Raw genomic sequence first — 17,576 nt, forward strand, 5'->3', positions numbered from 1 at the left:
CGCATGTCGAGATACGCGGACGCCATGTCGGGCGCGGGGGCGTCCACGCTGGCCGCTGCGGCTGCGGCTGCGGCAGACGAGGCCACGGAAGCGGGGGCGGCTGTCACCAGGCGCACGGCCTGGGCTTCCGGCTGATCGGCGGACGCCTCGGGCGGAAGACGATTGCTCTTGATGGCCAGTCGCGCCACCGCCGCCTTGTCTTCGGGGCTGAGGGCCTTGTCCAAGTCCGGGCGATCGTCGATTCCCGGACGCGCATATGGGTTCAGCATGGCTTGTTCCTTCTTCTGCTCGTGTACTGGCTCGTGTCTTGGCTCGTGCTTCTGCTTTGCTCGTCCGCGGTATCGTACGATGCACGATTGCTCCTGTGGCACGGGCCTCCCATGCAAAAACCGCCCGCACGCACTGGCTTCAGTGCACTGCGGACGGTTTGCTTTCCATGAACATAGTGTACGCCGGGAGCGCTACTTGACTCCTTTGATCTGCATGATGAGGAATGCCGCGATCAGCACCACCCAACACCACCCTCCACAACACCCAACACCACCCAGCGCAAGAAATCCGGGACGAACGGGATTATTATCCAGATTTCTTGCGCCAACGAATGCGCCAACGAATGGAAGGACAGCAAATACAATCAACGAACTAATGGCGCAGCATACTAGAACCCCAATGGGAACCGATGCGACTAGCGGCTCACCACTGGCGGGTTGTTGAGGAGGTCGTGGGTCTCGTGGTCGCCGGCGGCGTCGGTCCACGCGAGACTTGCAACCGGGGTGGTGTTGTCAACGCCAAGTCCGCGGCCGGGCTCGAACGTGAGCTCCGCCCGGCTGCCGCCATCGGCCGCAGCCCAGCGGAAGGTGATGGACGTGTCGCCATCGGCCTCATAGCTGAACTCGCCGTCGAACGCGGGCAGTTCGTTGCGGAATCGAGCCAGCGCGTTCAGCGCGCGCACCACCGGACGCTCGAGGTTCTCGTCGATTTCGGCGACGGAGTAATAGTGGCGGTTGATGTCGCGGCCGTTATTCGTCTTGCGCAGCAGCTCCATATCGTTGCGGCCTGCGAGCGCACCGACGTAGTAGACCTGCGGCACGCCGGGCAGGAAGAACTGCACGGCGCGGGCGGCCAGATAATGCTGGTCGTTGCAGCCGAGCGCGGAATAATACGTGGAATTCACCTGGTAGAGGTCGAGGTTCGACGCGGCGGCACCGGTGGCGGCCTGCGACTCGCCGTGGGTGTTGGCGTGAATGGTCTTGACCATGTTGTCCACATCCTCGTCGGGCACAAGGCCCTTCAGGGAGCGGTCGAGCTGGTCGGAGCCGATGTCGATGACGCCGATGCCGTCGTGCGTGTCGAGCACGGTGACGGCGTTGTTCGGGCGGATCTCGGTCCAGTGGGCCACCGGCTCCACGTGTCCGGTGAACAGGGAGTGCAGGAGCAGCGGCGGCAGCGCGAAGTCGTAGACGCGGTCGACCTTGGAGGCGATCTCCACCTGCTTCTTGTAGTAGCTGTGCACCTCGATGAGGATCTCAAGTCCGCGCTTGACGCCCTCCTCGCGCAGGCGGGAGATGAGCTTGAAGGTCTTCGGGGTCATGAAGCAGCTGGTGCCGGCTTCCTTGGCGCCGTAGCCGACGGCGTCGAGACGGATATAGCTCACGTGGCTGGCGGCCATCTGGTCGAAGATGGACATCAGGTATTCCCAGCCCTTGTCGGAGTCGGTGTCGATATCCACCTGCTGCGGGGTGAAGCTGACCCACACCAGTCGTGTCTTGCCGGCGAACTTGTAGTGGGTGAACGGCAGGCCCGGACGCGGACGGTAGATGCCGGCGAGGTCCTCCTCGGTGGCGCCGTTCGGGAACACGGAGCTCATGGTGAGGAACATCGGGTAGTACTCGGATTCCTCGCCCTTGGCCAACACGTCCTGGAATTGCGCGGATTCCCAGCTCATGTGATTGACGATGGCGTCGACCATGATGTCGTGGGTCTTGGAGAGCTCGGCGACGTCGCCCCAGGAGCCGAGACGGGAATCGACTTTGGTGTGGTCGATCGGGTCGAAACCAGCGTCCGCGCCATCGTACGGGGTGAAGAACGGCAGGATGTGGACGCCATTGTAGACGCCGGCGAAGCGGGTGCGCAGAACGTCGGTCATGCCGGCGATGGTGCCGCCGCCGAGGCGATCCGCGTACGTGATCAGCTGGACTTTGTTTTTCATGGGCAACTCCTGTGTTGTGCAGTGACACTCTGTATCGAACCGGTTCGATACTATCGACGGATGCAACCCGCAGTCCAATCGAATGGCGTGTCGAACGGGTTTGAGATTGGCGTTCAATTCGACGACCGAGACAAGCCTCGCGATGGACATAAGAAACCACGCCCGAATAGGAAGACGGAGGTCGTGGAGGAAACATCCGACGGCTCCGACGCCGGACGTTCGTGTTACTGGGGTCACCGATCACCAATGTCGAAACTCAGCCGTCGATGGCGGTCGATTGCCACCGGCACCGGCGGGGCGACCGATGTCGCAACCATCAGCGCCAATGCGCGGCGACAAGCGGCGCCGATATGCCACGTCGTAAGTACGTTGATTAATTCACTATCCCCTCAGCCCCCACCCCCGCAAAGCAGGACTGAGGGGTAGTCTCGTGCAGCACACGAAATCACGAACGTAGGCCACTTGCGGGCGAACCGACTGAGCAACGTCATACGACCGTCTCCCGCGTGACATCCGAATGGCAACGAAACAATGGAACATGCCGCGCCCAGGGTAGAGGCCGTACGGTAACCTAGTCCCCGGCGGAAACGTACACACTTCTTGTGCGCAACCCATTGCGCAACGTGCTAGCGGGGAGGCAGGCATGCCCGGAATTGTTCTTATTGGCGCCCAGTGGGGCGATGAGGGTAAAGGCAAGGCGACCGATCTGATCGGCACCAAAGTGGACTTTGTGGCCCGCTTCAACGGCGGCAACAACGCCGGCCATAGCGTCGTGGTCGGCAACGAATCATACGCACTGCACCTGCTGCCTTCCGGCATCATCAACCCGAATCTGACCCCGGTGATCGGCAATGGCGTGGTGGTCGATCCCGAGGTGCTGTTCCAGGAGATCGACGGCCTTGAGGCCCGCGGCATCGACTGCTCGCATCTGAAGGTAAGCGAGGCCGCGCACATCATCGCCCCTTACCACCGCACGCTCGACAAGGTCACCGAGCGCTTCCTCGGCAAGCATAAGATCGGCACCACCGGCCGTGGCATCGGCCCGGCCTACGCGGACAAGATCAACCGCGTCGGCATCCGCGTGCACGACCTGTTCAACGCGCAGCACCTGCACGACAAGGTCGAGGCCAGCCTGCACCAGAAGAACCAGATGCTGGTCAAGCTGTACAACCGTCGCCCGATTGACGTGGACCAGACCACCGACGAGCTCCTGAAGCTCGGAGAACGCCTCAAGCCGTACGTGGCCAACACCGGCTTGATCCTGAACAAGGCGCTGGACGAGGGCAAGACCGTGCTGTTCGAGGGCGCGCAGGCCACCATGCTCGACGTGGACCACGGCACCTATCCGTTCGTCACCTCCTCCAACCCGACCGCCGGCGGCGCCTGCACCGGCACCGGCGTCGGCCCCACCAAGATCACCCGCGTGGTCGGCGTCTCCAAGGCGTACGTGACGCGCGTGGGCGAGGGCCCGTTCCCCACCGAACTGTTCGACGAGTCCGGCGAATGGCTGCGCCAGCAGGGCCACGAGTTCGGCGTGACCACCGGCCGTCCGCGTCGCTGCGGCTGGTTCGACGCCGTGGTGAACCGTTACGCCTCCCAGGTCAACGGCCTGACCGACATCGTGCTCACCAAGCTTGACGTGCTCACCGGCCTCAAGGAGATTCCGATCTGTGTGGCCTACGACGTGGACGGCGAGCGCTACGACGACATGCCCACCGATCAGGCCGCATTCGCCGCCGCCAAGCCTATATACGAGACCATGCCCGGCTGGGATGAGGACATCTCCTCCTGCCACACGTTCGACGAGCTGCCGGCCACCTGCCAGGCCTATGTGAAGCGTCTGGAGGAGATCAGCAACTGCCGTATCTCCGCGATCGGCACCGGTCCGCAGCGCGATCACATCATTTCCATCCACTCGCTGATCGACTGATTTCCACTCATGGCCGAATCGACCCGAGAGGACGGTGCATCGGAACCGCAGCCCAATACGATGGAGATTTCGGCGGCTCAGGTGCGCGCGCAATCCGCGCCGGTGCCGCAGGGCGCCGCCGCGGCCGCCAATCCGCCGCAGATTCCGCTCGCGCCGATGAAGAAGATCCAGGCCCGCTTCAATCCGCTGGCGGACGTCATGGTCTACTGCGTCGTATTCCTGGGCGGTATGCTCGGCACTGCCATGCGTTACGGATTGAGCTTGGCACTGCCACCGACCGCCCAGTCGCAAGGTTTCTGGCAATCCTTCCATATCCCGACGTTCACGGCGAACATGGCCGCCTGCTTCATCTTCGCCGGCCTGTCCGCGTATCTCTCGCAAGCCATCTGGATGCGCAAGCGTACGCGTCAACTCGCTTCGCGCGGGTTCGGCATGGGCATGTGCGGCGGGTTCTCGACATTGTCCGCGCTGGCCATCGAGGAGCTGTTGTCGCTGCAGGACGGCCACATTCTCGGCGCGGTGTTCTATCTGCTGGCCAGCTTCGCCGGCGGCCTGATCGTCGCCGCATGCGGCACCAAACTGGGTCTCATGCTGACCGCCAGCAGAACAGGGCGTATTGCCGCCGAGGCCTTGCAACGCCAGCAGTCGCAAGGCGGTTCGGGGCGTCACGTCACAGTCGGCGAGACGGTGATCGTGGCTGATGCCGGGAGCACCGGGATGCCTGCCGGCGGATTCAACGCTGGTGCGTCCGGAGAATTCAGTGCGGAATCGCACATGGATACGGTCATTGGCGGCGCTGGTGCATCCAGTGCTGTTGGCGCAACTGGCGACGCTGGTACCGCTGCCAGCGTCACTGCCGGTACTGGTACCAGCGGAGTTGCGAATACCGCTGGCACTGCGTTCCCTGCGCAGTCGGCGGTGGATGCGCCCGCCATGCTTGGCGCATCCGTGTCTTCGCCCCTGGCTTCTGCGGTGGAGACAGAACCAAGGGCAGCTTCCGTCTCCACCGCCGCTGACGCCACGGGTCTTGCCGCATCGCCCTATGTGCCATCGACGGCGGCCACCTCGTCCGTTCCAGCTTCATCAGCTTCTTACGCCATGAGGCCGTCCTTCGAGCCGGCACCCATCACCGACGAAATCCCCCTTACCGGAGACCCGACCACAGGGGAGGCCCACTGATGACGTTCATACTGGTGTGTCTGTGCGGCGGCTTGGGCGCCACCGCACGATTCGTGGTGAACACGTCCATTCAGCAGAAATGGAAGCGACTGTTCCCGCTGTCCACGTTCGTCATCAATGTGGTCGCCACGTTTTGCGCAGGACTGGCGGCCGCCGCATACGTCCATCAAGTGGTGCCGGAATCGACGTATTTGCTGTTCGTCACCGGATTCCTGGGCGGTTTCTCCACGTTCTCCACGGCAATCAACGAGATGGTCACACTGATTCGCGGACGGCACTTCGGTACGGCGCTGATCTATGTGCTGGCCACCATCGTGGTGCCGGTGCTCTGCGTCACCGCCGGCTGGCTCGTCGGCAGCCTCTCTCACTGACCGATCTCTGAGAATCGGCCCCAGCACTAGTGGTCGATTCTCAGAGACAATCTCCTCGAGCCCAATTACTTCAGAGGCAATCCCACGTGTAGAGCACATGGGAGAAATCGAGCTGTTCGAGGTCATTGCGGCGGATGAGGAAGTTCGCGCATCCTGAGTCGCCCCACATCAGCACGTCGTCGTAGCTGTCGACCTTCAGCAGCACCAGTTCGTCGTCGTAATCCGCACGCACATCGGACTGGGTGAAGACCGGATAGCCGCCCACCTGGATCCATGATGCGGCGGACTCAGCGGACATGCGGTCGATGACCGCCTGCTCCACATCGCCCAGAACGCCCTCGGACTCGGCGACCATCTCGGGATCGAACTGGTTGATGACGCGTTCATACGCCGGATCGAACTCATCACATTCGTTGTTCACAGCCTCTTCGATATGCTCGGCAAGCAAGGCGCAGCCGTGGAAACCCTTCTCGAACGGCGTGAATATGTTTCGATCCGGATCTCTGACGATATGTGGAAGCGTCACCACCTCATCAGAGGCGAGAACCTCCGGAACCGTTGGAATATAACGCACACAACGATTACCGTTTTCTGCCTCGCTGTCGTAATTTGCGGACAGATCGCATCCGTACAAGCTATCCGTGCCTATGAGGAACTGCAGCAACCCCTGCGTGGGATACCCCGGGAGATCCAGATCCGAGCAACGAATCTGCGCAAGCGGATACAACGGGGAGCTGTCCTCCGCCGTGACCGGGACGCCACCCGGCGACCAATACGAATCCCCTCCGAGGAAGCTTCCCAGAAGGTCCGGCTTCACGGATTCTTCCGGCACGAATGCGACGGCAGGCTTGCGCGTATCGAACGTTATACGCCGCACAATCTCCTCCACCAACGCCTGAGCGGTGTTGTCGTTGTCATCTTCTGTTGCCATGCGGCCCTCCATCATCTTCTTTGATACTGTCGTTAGCCAATACGTCAACAATACAGTGGTTTGTCTCGCTAATAACTGAGGATTTTGGCTTCGCGTCTCTCCCCCCAGTCAGCTTCGCTGACAGCCCGTCCCGCAATTTCAGACGCGCTGCGCGCGGCAGTTTGCTGGCTCGCCTGTCGGCTCGCACGTTGCCTACAAACAGCTCCGCTGTTTGCTTCACGGCAACGTCCCACCAGAGGGGGCCAGCACCACTCAGACAATTACGAGACGGACCACTAGTTTGACCAGTCACCATTGTGCGGGAATCGGCCGTATGTTCGCGCCCCAACGAGAGTGCCGCGAACATACGGTCTCTCTGCGGCGCGGAATCGGCTACATGTTCGCGGCAGTAGCGTTCACGCGCGAACATACGGTCCCTAAGCGCCACAGAATCGGCTGCAAGTTCGCGGCGATGACGTTAATGCGCGAACATACGGTCTCTCAGCGCCGCCGAACCCGCACTCGTGCCTCAGCGGCAGCCTACTTCAGCGCCTTGCCGGCGGAACCGAGCTGCTGGCAGGCCTCGATGACGCGCTGCGTCATGCCTGCCTCGGCCTTGCGTCCCCATGAACGCGGGTCGTAGAACTTCTTCTCACCCACCTCGCCGTCAATCTTCAGGACCTTGTCGTAGTTCTCGAACACGTGGTCGGCGATCGGGCGGGTGAACGCGTACTGGGTGTCGGTGTCGATGTTCATCTTGACCACGCCATAGCTCACCGCTTCGGCGATCTCCTCCGGGCGCGAGCCGGACCCGCCGTGGAACACCAGCTCGAACGGCTTGCCATTGGGGAAGCTCACGCTACCGGCGGCGCTCGGCAGTTCGCCGGAGACCACGGCCTGAGCCACGCGCGACTGAATCTCGCCGAGCAGCGCCGGGCGCAGCTTCACCACGCCAGGCTTGTAGGAGCCGTGCACATTGCCGAACGTGAACGCGGCCATGTAGCGCCCGCGTTCCCCCAGTCCGAGGCGACGGGCGACTTCCAGACCGTCCTCCGGGGTGGAATACAGCTTCTCGTTGATCTCGGCGGAGTGGCCGTCCTCCTCACCGCCGACTGCGCCAATCTCGATCTCCAGCACGGTGTGCGCCTTCTGGGACTTGTCGAGGAGCTCCTCGGCGATGTCCAGGTTCTCTTTGAGCGGCACGGTGGAGCCATCCCACATGTGCGACTGGAACGTCGGCTCCTTGCCGCGCGCGACTTCGTCCGCCTCGTAGGCGAGCAGCGGGCGTACCCATTCGTCAAGGTACTGCTTAGCGCAGTGGTCGGTGTGCAGGGCGATGGTAATGTTCGGGTACTTCGCCGCCACCACGTGCGCGAACGCGGCCAGCGCGAGCGAGCCGGTGACGCGGTCGTTCACCGCCTGACCGGACACGTATGCGGAGCCGCCCACAGAAATCTGGATGATGCCGTCCGATTCGGCATCAGCGAAGCCCTTGAGCGCTGCGTTCAGCGTCTGGGAGCTGGTCACATTGATGGCAGGGTAGGCGTACCCGCCGCGGCGGGCGGCGTCAAGCATTTCAGCATAGCGTTCCGGTGTTGCAATTGTCATAATTTCATTATGTCTCGCGCCCTGCCCGCCCCTATGGCTCACCGGTTACGCATGGCTGTGCGTTTGGTCACATCTTGGTAAATCTTTGGTTCTGATGGTTTCTTCGGCCCCGATTCAACGGATTGACTACCGAAATTGCACGCCTCGAACATGACTACCCCTCAGTCAGCTCCCCTGACAGCTCCCCTGACAAGGTGATTCAAAGACATGATAGGTTACTTGATGAGGAACACCATGATGATGATCATCGCGAAGCCGGCCAGATCGGTGGGCGTGAACACCGCGCCCGCGAACAGTACGCCGGTGATGGTGGCGGTGACCGGCTCGCTGGTGCCGAGCATGGTGGCCCGCATCGCGCCGCATCGCTGCGTGCCGGCGAGGAACAGCCAGAACGCGGCGAATGTGCCGCCGATAATCGTGAACGCCATCAGCGCCCATCCCAGCGCATCAAACACAGGCGCGGTGGCCCAAGGGCGCACGAACGGCAGCAGCACGATGCCGGAGATCACGAACATGATGCCGTTGATGGTGAAGTTGCCCCACCGGTTCATCAGGGCCAGAGGCGCGATCGCCATCAGCGAGGTGCTCATCGCGTCCGCCAGTCCCCACATGAGGCCCGGCAGCGGCAGACTGAGCTGGGTCAGGTCGCCTCCAGTGGCGATCAGCACGGTCCCGGCAAAGGCGAGCGCCACGCCCACACTCTCCTTGATGCGCGGCAGACGTTGGCTGCGCACGCAGACAATCGCCAATACGAACAGCAGATTCAGTGTCTGCAACACTGTGGCGGTGCCGGAATTGGTCCAGTCGATGGCTTTCAGATAGGAGACCTGCACCAGCAGCACGCAGATCAGCGAACAGGCGAGCAGGCGCGGATATGATGCACGGTCGCGCATCGCGCCGGCCAGTAGCCTCGGCGTGAACACTGCAGAGCATACGAGGAAAATCACACCGGCCACAAGCTCGCGCACGCACGCGATCCACAATGGATCCGCATGATACGCACCCATCAGAATCTTGGAGACCGTGGCGTTCGCACCCCACAGCAGACCGCCCACAAGCACCAGTGCGCCACCGATCAAGATGTCCCGCGGGGTGCGTTCGAATGTGGGAGCGCGTTTAGGCGTGGACGCGGACTGAGGCGCTGCTTCATCGTTCGAGGATTCCTGTGAGATATGCATCGAGCCTCACAATACGCGCAACCGCACCATACACGCGGACAGTTGATGAACCTGTTCACAGCCCTCGGATAGGGCGCGTGCAGCTGACGAAAAAAGCCGCTCTCTCCTACTGCCGTAAAGGAAAGCGGCTTGATTCAAATGATGGTGAGTAGAGCGGACGACGGGAGTCGAACCCGCCTCTAAAGCTTGGGAAGCTTTCATTCTACCGATGAACTACGTCCGCGTGTGCGTTTCGCCGGGCCGAACACCACCAGCCGCGATAACGCACGAGTAGCTATCGTACCACGAAAATCAGGAAGAGACAGCACGCGCCATGCGAAACCTCTCAGACTCTTACGGCGAAGCGGATGCCGAGGTGGAATACTCCCTTCAGTCAGCTTCGCTGGCAGCACCTTCGCAGAGAAAGGAACCAGAATAGCTTGGATATCGCAATCTTGAGTGGCGGGCCCTTCACGCGAGGGTAAGCGCGTATCGTGCACCGCCATGCATTACCGCAGCGCGCGCGTGGAATACGGTGCTCCGAGCGGAGCGCCGCCGTTCATCTCCTGGGCCATCTGCATCAGGCGGGCGATGCGCTGATCGGTCGGCGGATGGGTGGAGAACAGTCGCGAAAAACCGACCGAGGAGAACGGGTTGGCGATCATCATCGCGGACACGGACTGGGTTCCTGCGGTTTTCTGCATCGGCGTGGTCTGCGCACCGTACGCGATCTTGTTGAGTGCGGACGCCAACGCTTCGGGATCGCCGGTCAGCAGGCTGCCGTCCTCATCGGCATCGTATTCGCGCGTGCGGGAGATGGCCATCTGAATCAGCGAGGCTGCGATCGGCGCAAGAATCATGCTCAGCAATGCACCGATCAACCCGAGCCCACCTGAGCCGCCCTCGCGATCGTCGCGCGAGCCGCCGCCGAAATACAGCAGCGAATACCCGAGGTAGGTGATCACCGTCGCCATGGCGGAGGCGATGGCGGACGTGAGGATGTCGCGATTGTACACGTGCATCAGCTCATGGCCGAGCACGCCGCGCAATTCGCGGGCGTTGAGGATCTGCAGGATGCCCTGGGTGCAGCAAACGGCCGCGTGACGCTCGTTGCGACCGGTGGCGAACGCGTTCGGGCTCATGGTGGGCGCGATGTAGATGCGCGGCATCGGCTTGCCTGCCTTGGCGCTCAGTTCGCGCACGATCTGGTAGATTTCGGGGGCTTCCTGCTCGCTGACCTCGCGCGCGCCCATCGAGGCGATGGCGAGCTTGTCGGAGAACCAGTAGGAGACGAATGTGGTGGCCAGACCGATCATGATATAGATGCCGAGCGTGCCACGGCTGCCGCCCGTGGCCCACCAAATCAGCATGATGATGGCCCACATCAGGGCGAACAGCAGCGTCGTCTTCAGGCCGTTGAAATGGCCATGCACCCGTACCTTGGCATTCATAACGCCCAGCCTAAAGACGGTAGCTGGATGATTGCTGGATATGCCCCGAGAGGAGTGCACAGCGGAATGCGCAAGTGTGGAGCGGCAATCGATTCGGACGATTCCCGGCCGGGCAGATACGATGGCCAGCCAGATACGATGGCTGGACGGGCAGCCGCTGATGCCGCGCAGTCGACCAGCCGCGCAGCCGACCATCCATAACCAGTCACGAACAGTCAGCCGTACGGCGAATCAGGCGTGCATCGAGGCGGAGTGAATCTGATCCAGAGTAACAATCAAATCAGTGAGCAGATCGTATTCGCCATAGGCGTCGGTCATCACCGCGAGCACATAATCGCCGGAACCCGAGTGCACGATACCGGCGTCATTCTGGGCCACATAACCTCCCTCATCGATCCAACCAGCCTTGGTGTTCACGGCATACTGATCGCCCAGCGCCATGTGGATCGCGGAATTCAGCGTATCCGAATATTCGGAAGCCAGCCACTGCCGCGCATCGGCGGTGCCGTCGTCGCTGGCGTTCGTGGAGAATAGGTATGTCTGCCCCTTGAGCCACAGGCGCGCGAGGTCGTTGGAGGAGATGTCGTAGTACTTGGTGTCGGTCACGTCGGCGGTGACGCCGAGGCCACTGGCCCACGTGCCGAGCGGAGTGCCGCCATAGGAATCGTGCAGCGCGGCGTAAGCGTCATTGTCGGAGACGGTGATGGTCTGCTCGATGAGATTGCGATCGTCCGCCGCGACCGTGTCGGACGACTGGTATACCGCGTTGATGTCGATGGTACCGGTGGCGGCCAAGGAGAGCACGTAGGGGCCTTTGACGGCGGACGCGGAATAGCGCGCGGTACCACCGTAGGAGCTGAGCGCCGCGCCGGTCGAAACGTCGACCAGCGTGAACGACGCCTGGTAGCCGTAGCTGGCGATGGCGTTCAGCTGCTGCTCGAGCTGGGACTGCTGGTCGGCGCTAAGCTGGAAACCGACCGCCGAAACCTGAGCGCTACCATCCAGACTGCCGACGTTCTGCACCGCCTTCTGCAGTGGGGTCAGCGGTACGGCATCGGACTTTTTCGCTTCGGAGGCACCCTCAGCGCCAGCGCGCGCGGCGGCGATCTCGGACGATACGGCATCCGGTATCGAGGCATCGCCGCCATTCAGCCACCATGGGCTGTGCGCCGTGGTGATCAGGTCGGCGACCATGCATGCCGCGCATACCCCCGCCACCGTGATGCGGCGACGGCGATAGATGCGTTGGCGATGGAGCATGGTGGAGCGTGCATGATATTTGCCAGTCACGAGATTCCTTCATTCCTTACACAGCTGAGTTGCGCAGCCGAGAGCGCGCAGCCGAATGTACACAGTCGAATCGACGAGCCGAACTGAGCCAAGCCGACGAGCCGAGTCAGCCCAAGCAGTCCGAAGTAAGCCTCCGAAGTAGACCCAGCGAATCCGAACAGGTCCGAACGAAACCTAATCCGAACGAAACCTAATCCGTACGAAACCTGGCAGATTCCAGCAAATCCGGTCAAGACCGAATCCGGACAGGTTGAGACGGGTTCGAGCGAATCCCAGCGACCGAGATTGTGAGTGCCACATGCTCGCGATGTTCCTCGCGAGCATGTGCCGATCACATCACAGGCTCAGTGGCACACACCCGGCCGTCTACAGCGCATTGTAGCGCGGCAAAGCTGAGGGTCGCTCGGCTTTTCGCTCCGCGTATGGTACAGAAACTCTTGGAAGACGCTGAAGAGGATGCCCAAAGAGAACGTCATGAAAGTGCCGCGAAGATGTCACGCGGGCGCGGAGACACCACGGAGGCAGGAAACGGGGCGAAACATAACTCTTGCACGGCATGGGTTTATGTTTCGTCCCATTTCGCACCACCCAAATGGGGCGAAACATAACCCGATGGCATCGATAACTTATGTTTCGACCCATTTCGCGGTTGTACGGGCGGCCGTAAGGGAAAGATGCCGCCCGAGAGGGGCGATTGCAGTTGTATGGGCGGTTGCGAGGACGATTCCGAGGGAAGGATGCAGTTCTATGCCGCCCAACCGACGCTACCCAGCCCAGACGCTACTCGGCGAGGGCAAGCTCGCGCATCTGGTCGGGCTCGATGACCTTCTTATGTTCGCGGCCTTCCTTCGCACCCTCGGCGCGCTCGAACGCATCGACCTTCTTCCAGCCGGCGAAGTCGATCGGCCTGATGCCGCGCTCGGCCAGCAGTCGGTCGATGGATTCGGGGTCGCGGTCGGCGGCCACGCGACCACCCTCGGCGGCCTTGGCCAGATCCTCGAGCATGTTGGTCACGATGGCGAGCGCGTCGGACTTGGTGGAGCCGATCAGGCCCACCGGGCCGCGCTTGGCCCAACCAGTGGCGTACAGGCGTTCGCGCACTTCGCCGCCCTCAGCCTCGGTGGTGATGCGGCCGTCGCCATTGGCGTTGGCCAGATGGGCGCCGTGCTCGTCGTAGGCGATGCCCGGAGCCTCGGCCGGCTTGTAGCCGATGGCGTGGTACACGGCCTCGACCGGGTAGTCGGTGAACTCGCCGGTGCGGTGCATTTTGCCGTCGGCGCCGGTTTCAGTGCGCTCGACGCGGATGGCCTTGACCTTGCCGTCCTCGCCCAGAATCTCGGTGGGCGCGGAGTTGAAGTGGATGTAGTACTTGCGGTCGGCAGGATTGCCTTCGAAGTCCACGTCGCCGTCGTCTTCCATATCCTCGGCCATCTCGCGCACGGCGAACAGCTCCTCGACCATTTGGCGGGTGAGCTTGTCCTTGCCGGCCACCTCGATGGTCTCGTCGTCCAGGTCGAAGTCGTCCTCGTTGATGATGAGCTGCACGCCCGGCAGCTTCTCCATCTCGCGCAGCTCCTGCACGCTGAACTTGGCCTGGGCTACGCCACGGCGGATGAACAAGTGCAGCACCTTGGCCTTGTTCTTGCCGATGCCCTCGTACACATTGTCCGGAATGTCGGTCTTGGCCTTGAGATCGTCGGCGTTGCGCATGAGCTCGCGGGCCACGTCCATGGCCACGTTGCCGCCGCCGATCACGGCGACGTTCTCGGCGGTCAGCGGCCATTCACGGGCACCGGTGGGGTAACCGTCATACCATTCGACGAACTTGGCCGCGCCGTAGACGCCCTCGAGATCGGCACCGGGCAGGTTCAGCGGCTTATCCTTGACCGCGCCGGTGGCGAACAGCACGGCGTCGTAGCGGGCGAGCAAGTCGTCAAGGGTGACGTCCTTGCCGAATTCCACGTCGCAGTAGAGGTGGATGTCCGGGTTGTCGAGCGTCTTCTCGAGTGCGGAGGCGATGAACTTGATGGACGGGTGGTCGGGGGCCACGCCGTAGCGCACCAGGCCGAACGGCACCGGCAGCTTTTCGAACAGGTCGATGCGCGCCTTGGTGCCCAGGCCCAGTTCCTCGCCGAGCTTATTGAGCTGGCGCAGGAAGATGTCGGACGAGTAGACGCCGGCAGGGCCAGCGCCGATCACGGCGATGCGGAGTTCGTTGTCTGCGGCGTTAGCAGCGTTGTTTGCAGAAGTATTCACAGATTCAGTCACGCGTTACAGGTTATCGCAAAGCCTTCCGTTGCAACAGGGGGCGAGTAGTGGGAATTCTGTGTGTTTGGCCATAGTCGGCGCGCGTCTCAACAAGATGAACTGCAGGATTATGGGCGTCGCTAATGTCAGATTATGGTTTTCCCTAATGTAGGATTATCGCCTTCTCCAATGTAGAATTGCGGTTTTTCTCCCTGGCTGCACCGTGAATCCTTGCACCGGGTGTCGGTCAGTGCAAGGATTCACGGACGACGCCATAGCACCGCCCGCGTCACTCCCGGTCGAGGACGGCGGTGAGGGCCCAGAGGATGCTCACCACGTCGATGGCCTCCTGCAGGAACGCGCCGACGACGACCGGAATCAAGTTGAACGCAGCTGCCACCATGCCGATGACGGCGAGCGCGAGGCCCGCAACCACAGCCTGCAACATGATGCGCTTGGTACGCCGTGCGATGGCGATGGCGCGCGGCACGGCGGCGATGTCATCGTTCATGATCACCACCTGGGCGCTTTCCGAAGCGGCGGTGGACGTGCCATCGGTCATGGCCACGCCGAGGTCCGCCACGGCGAGCACAGGCGCGTCGTTGACGCCGTCGCCCACCATCATGGTGATTGGTTTCACGCCGTCGTTCTCTGCGGTCGCGGCCTTGACCGCGGCCACCTTGTCTTCCGGGAACAGCTCGGCGTGAACCTCGTCGATGCCGACCTCGCGCGCGATGATCTCGGCCGAGGCACGCTTGTCACCAGTGAGCATCGCAAGCTTGGCGACGCCCAGCTCGTGCAATCGGGCGAGCGCCTCGCGAGCGTTGGTACGAGGCACGTCACGCAGCACGATGCGTGCGATCAGCTGCCCATCCACCGACACATAGGAGGCCATCTCATCCGGCTGCAACCGGCCGAAACGCGTGCGCAGCGATTCGCCGCCTTCCTTGCCGCCCTCTTGCAGAGGGAGCTGGTTGGTGAAGGTGTCAGCGCGCAGCAGCGCCTTCTCGGTGCCCCCTTGCAGGGGGAGCTGGCCGCGAAGCGGACTGAGGGGGTTGGCCGTCAGGACCCCATCATCCCGCGCTGCCGCAAACGACAACCGCCCGACGCGCACCGCGTGCCCGTTCACCTCGCCGGACACTCCCTTGCCGGAATCCTCCTTGATGCTCTTCACCACCGGATAGTCGCGTCCATGCCCCGACCAGCTGGCTTCCGGCTCCGGGCAGAGTCGCTGGCCTTCCTCATAGCGCTCACGCAACCGCCTCATCGCCTCGGCTCCGGCCTTGGCGATGCCCTTGGACAGGATATGCACGGAATAGCTCTCAACCACACCCGCGAACATCAGCACATGGTCTTCGTCCAAGTGCAGGCGCTCGGCTGGCACGGCGTCACCGGCCGGCGGCATGGAAGCGGTCGAAGCGCCGCTGACCGAATCAGAAGACACCGAATCAGAAGAAACCGCACTAAGAGAAGCCGGACTGGAATCAGAAATCCCATCGTACGGCCGCGCGACCGCCGCTTCGGGCAGCATCTCCACGCGCACCACCTGCGGCTGTTTGACGGTGAGCGTGCCGGTCTTATCGAAGAACACCTGTGTCACTTTGCCGAGGTTTTCCAGCACATCCTGCGTCTTGATGAGCACTCCGGCGGCGGCGAGGCGACCGGTGCCGGCGATATACGCCACCGGCGCGGCAATCAGCAGCGGGCAGGGCGTGGCGAGTACCAGCACCTGTGCGAATCGGGTCGATACGCCGGACACGGCCCAGGCGACGCCGGCGATCAGCAAGGCGAGCACGGTGAACGGCACCGCCAGCCGATCGGCGGTCTTCACTACTGCCGGACGTGATTCCTGCGCGGATTCCACGAGCTGCAGAATGCGCTGATACTGTGAGTCAGCGGCCGGTTGCGTGGCGCGCATGGTCAGCGCCGTCGAACCGTTGACCGCGCCGGACATCACGCGCGCGCCGGCGAACAGCGTGCGCGGCATCGGCTCGCCGTTGATGGCGCTCAAATCCAGCGTCGCCTCGCCGGAGAGCAGCTCACCGTCCACCGGCACGGTTTCGCCGGGCAATACCATGAGCACATCGCCCGGCTGCACTTGGCCGACCGGCACAGTTTCATAATGCTGCGCGGCTGCCGCTGCCGGAGCCAAGCCCACACGCCGAAAGCCACCGGATGCGTCGCCCTTATCGGCAGCAAACCTACGGCCCACGCCGGGCAGGTTGACGACGTGCGCAGTTTGCGGGGCAGCGTTCATCAGCGCGGTCAGGTTGCGTTCGGCCTTGCTTTGGGCGTATTCCTCGATGGCCTCGCCCGAGGTAATCATCAGAGTCACCGCCCAGCTCGCCCAGTATTCGTGGACGGCGACAGTGGAGAGCATGGCCATCACCGCGAGCAAATCGACGCCTACCTGACCGTGGCGGATGTCGTCGATCATGCCGCGGACGGTGTCGGCCACGATGACGAGCACCAGCACGATGACGATCCACTGCCCTACGCCGGGGTCTCCAAGCACCGGAATGCGGAGACCTCCGTCCGTGATACCGGCTGTAGTCGTGGCCGCCGACGACACATTGGAATCGATGCTCGCCGCCCCATTGGCAGCACGCCCGGCAACCCCTGCGGCAACCGCGCTGTTCCACGGACGCCAATCGCCGAGCAACGCCAATGGGATGGCCGCGAACACCACAATGGGCAGCATCGGCACCAAGCGGCAGATGCGCACGGCGGCAGTGAGTAATCGTTTGAAGAAACTGATGAGATGCTTCATCTCAGGCTCCTTACGCTGGTATACGGAACCAATCGCGGCGGCATTGCGGGTATACGTGCGTGGCCAGCCGTAATCGGCACTGTGGTCACGCCTTGTTAACCCACCGGCGTCTGTGCCGGACTCATTGTGAGCCCCGCGCGACTTTCCGATACACGGCGTAAAAAATCGGTATTCAGTTATCGCAAATTCTTGCGCCTACCATGTTGCCTGATGCACGGGACTTTCGGCGGATTCTTCGCCGCGCGAAGGGGAAAGCCTGTCAAAACGCGGGAGAAGGCAAGCCTTTCATGAAACATGGCATTGAATCGAACGAAACCAGTGTCTCGAGTCGGTGATCCGTTAACGAATCGACTACCCCTCAGACCCGCCGGGCCAGCTCGTCCTGTAATCAGGGACGCGCTTCGCGCGCGGTTTGCCGGCTCGCCTGTCGGCTCGCACAGCACCTACAAACAGC

At 62.5% G+C, this 17,576-nt stretch carries 10 protein-coding genes, 1 tRNA gene and 2 pseudogenes; 3 read left to right on the forward strand and 10 right to left on the reverse strand.

Going from position 1 to position 17,576, the window contains the following annotated elements:
* Window positions 1-269: pseudogene (locus BW14_RS02170) on the reverse strand (MFS transporter); the annotation flags it as partial.
* 416 nt (window positions 270-685) lie between these two features.
* The gene (gene gtfA / locus BW14_RS02175) at window positions 686-2,209 is read right to left on the reverse strand and encodes a sucrose phosphorylase (RefSeq protein ID WP_140463893.1); all 1,524 of its coding nucleotides are present in this window, start codon (window positions 2,207-2,209) and stop codon (window positions 686-688) included.
* Between the two features lie 643 nt (window positions 2,210-2,852).
* Here gtfA and BW14_RS02180 point away from each other — a divergent pair.
* Genes BW14_RS02180 through BW14_RS02190 form a run of 3 tightly spaced genes read left to right on the forward strand, consistent with a single transcriptional unit; the run spans window position 2,853 to window position 5,689 of the window.
* Window positions 2,853-4,139, forward strand: a complete 1,287-nt coding sequence (locus tag BW14_RS02180) for an adenylosuccinate synthase (protein ID WP_044089486.1) — start codon at window positions 2,853-2,855, stop codon at window positions 4,137-4,139.
* A 9-nt stretch (window positions 4,140-4,148) separates the two neighbouring features.
* Window positions 4,149-5,318, forward strand: coding sequence for a CrcB family protein (locus BW14_RS02185; RefSeq protein ID WP_140489198.1), 1,170 nt, complete (start codon window positions 4,149-4,151; stop codon window positions 5,316-5,318).
* Window positions 5,318-5,689 carry a CrcB family protein gene (locus BW14_RS02190; protein ID WP_181162276.1) on the forward strand — a complete coding sequence of 124 codons (372 nt, stop codon included), beginning with the start codon at window positions 5,318-5,320 and terminating at the stop codon, window positions 5,687-5,689. Before BW14_RS02185 ends, BW14_RS02190 begins: the two co-directional genes overlap by 1 nt.
* Window positions 5,690-5,759: 70 nt before the next feature.
* On the opposite strand, the gene BW14_RS02195 is transcribed toward BW14_RS02190, so the two are convergent.
* From BW14_RS02195 to BW14_RS02230, 8 genes and pseudogenes are all read right to left on the reverse strand, one after another.
* Window positions 5,760-6,620, reverse strand: coding sequence for a YwqG family protein (locus BW14_RS02195; RefSeq protein ID WP_181162277.1), 861 nt, complete (start codon window positions 6,618-6,620; stop codon window positions 5,760-5,762).
* Window positions 6,621-7,139: 519 nt separating this feature from the next.
* On the reverse strand, window positions 7,140-8,207 hold the full coding sequence (fbaA, locus tag BW14_RS02200) for a class II fructose-bisphosphate aldolase (protein ID WP_044089490.1): 1,068 nt from the start codon (window positions 8,205-8,207) through the stop codon (window positions 7,140-7,142).
* Between the two features lie 215 nt (window positions 8,208-8,422).
* A complete protein-coding gene (locus BW14_RS02205; protein ID WP_140489201.1) occupies window positions 8,423-9,385 on the reverse strand; it encodes a DMT family transporter in 963 nt (320 codons plus the stop codon).
* Window positions 9,386-9,537: 152 nt separating this feature from the next.
* Window positions 9,538-9,608: transfer RNA gene (locus tag BW14_RS02210), tRNA-Gly, on the reverse strand.
* Window positions 9,609-9,873: 265 nt separating this feature from the next.
* Window positions 9,874-10,815: a zinc metalloprotease HtpX gene (htpX, locus tag BW14_RS02215; RefSeq protein WP_140489202.1), complete on the reverse strand. Its 942-nt coding sequence runs from the start codon at window positions 10,813-10,815 to the stop codon at window positions 9,874-9,876.
* A 231-nt stretch (window positions 10,816-11,046) separates the two neighbouring features.
* The gene (locus tag BW14_RS02220) at window positions 11,047-12,105 is read right to left on the reverse strand and encodes a serine hydrolase (RefSeq protein WP_140489203.1); all 1,059 of its coding nucleotides are present in this window, start codon (window positions 12,103-12,105) and stop codon (window positions 11,047-11,049) included.
* Between the two features lie 780 nt (window positions 12,106-12,885).
* Complete coding sequence (locus BW14_RS02225) at window positions 12,886-14,373, reverse strand: FAD-dependent oxidoreductase (protein ID WP_375138428.1); 1,488 nt, start codon at window positions 14,371-14,373, stop codon at window positions 12,886-12,888.
* A 268-nt stretch (window positions 14,374-14,641) separates the two neighbouring features.
* Window positions 14,642-16,873: pseudogene (locus BW14_RS02230) on the reverse strand (HAD-IC family P-type ATPase); the annotation flags it as partial.
* Window positions 16,874-17,576: the final 703 nt, after the last annotated feature.

It is taken from the genome of Bifidobacterium sp. UTBIF-68 (genome assembly GCF_006408855.1).
GTDB lineage: Bacteria > Actinomycetota > Actinomycetes > Actinomycetales > Bifidobacteriaceae > Bifidobacterium > Bifidobacterium reuteri.

What these genes read in the sequence shown, in the direction of transcription:
- BW14_RS02190 (WP_181162276.1), top strand. Translation starts at nt 5,318, where the DNA reads ATGACGTTCATACTGGTGTGTCTGTGCGGCGGCTTGGGCGCCACCGCA.
- BW14_RS02195 (WP_181162277.1), bottom strand. Translation starts at nt 6,620, where the DNA reads ATGGCAACAGAAGATGACAACGACAACACCGCTCAGGCGTTGGTGGAG.
- BW14_RS02180 (WP_044089486.1), top strand. Translation starts at nt 2,853, where the DNA reads ATGCCCGGAATTGTTCTTATTGGCGCCCAGTGGGGCGATGAGGGTAAA.
- BW14_RS02185 (WP_140489198.1), top strand. Translation starts at nt 4,149, where the DNA reads ATGGCCGAATCGACCCGAGAGGACGGTGCATCGGAACCGCAGCCCAAT.
- fbaA (WP_044089490.1), bottom strand. Translation starts at nt 8,207, where the DNA reads ATGACAATTGCAACACCGGAACGCTATGCTGAAATGCTTGACGCCGCC.
- BW14_RS02205 (WP_140489201.1), bottom strand. Translation starts at nt 9,385, where the DNA reads ATGCATATCTCACAGGAATCCTCGAACGATGAAGCAGCGCCTCAGTCC.
- gtfA (WP_140463893.1), bottom strand. Translation starts at nt 2,209, where the DNA reads ATGAAAAACAAAGTCCAGCTGATCACGTACGCGGATCGCCTCGGCGGC.
- htpX (WP_140489202.1), bottom strand. Translation starts at nt 10,815, where the DNA reads ATGAATGCCAAGGTACGGGTGCATGGCCATTTCAACGGCCTGAAGACG.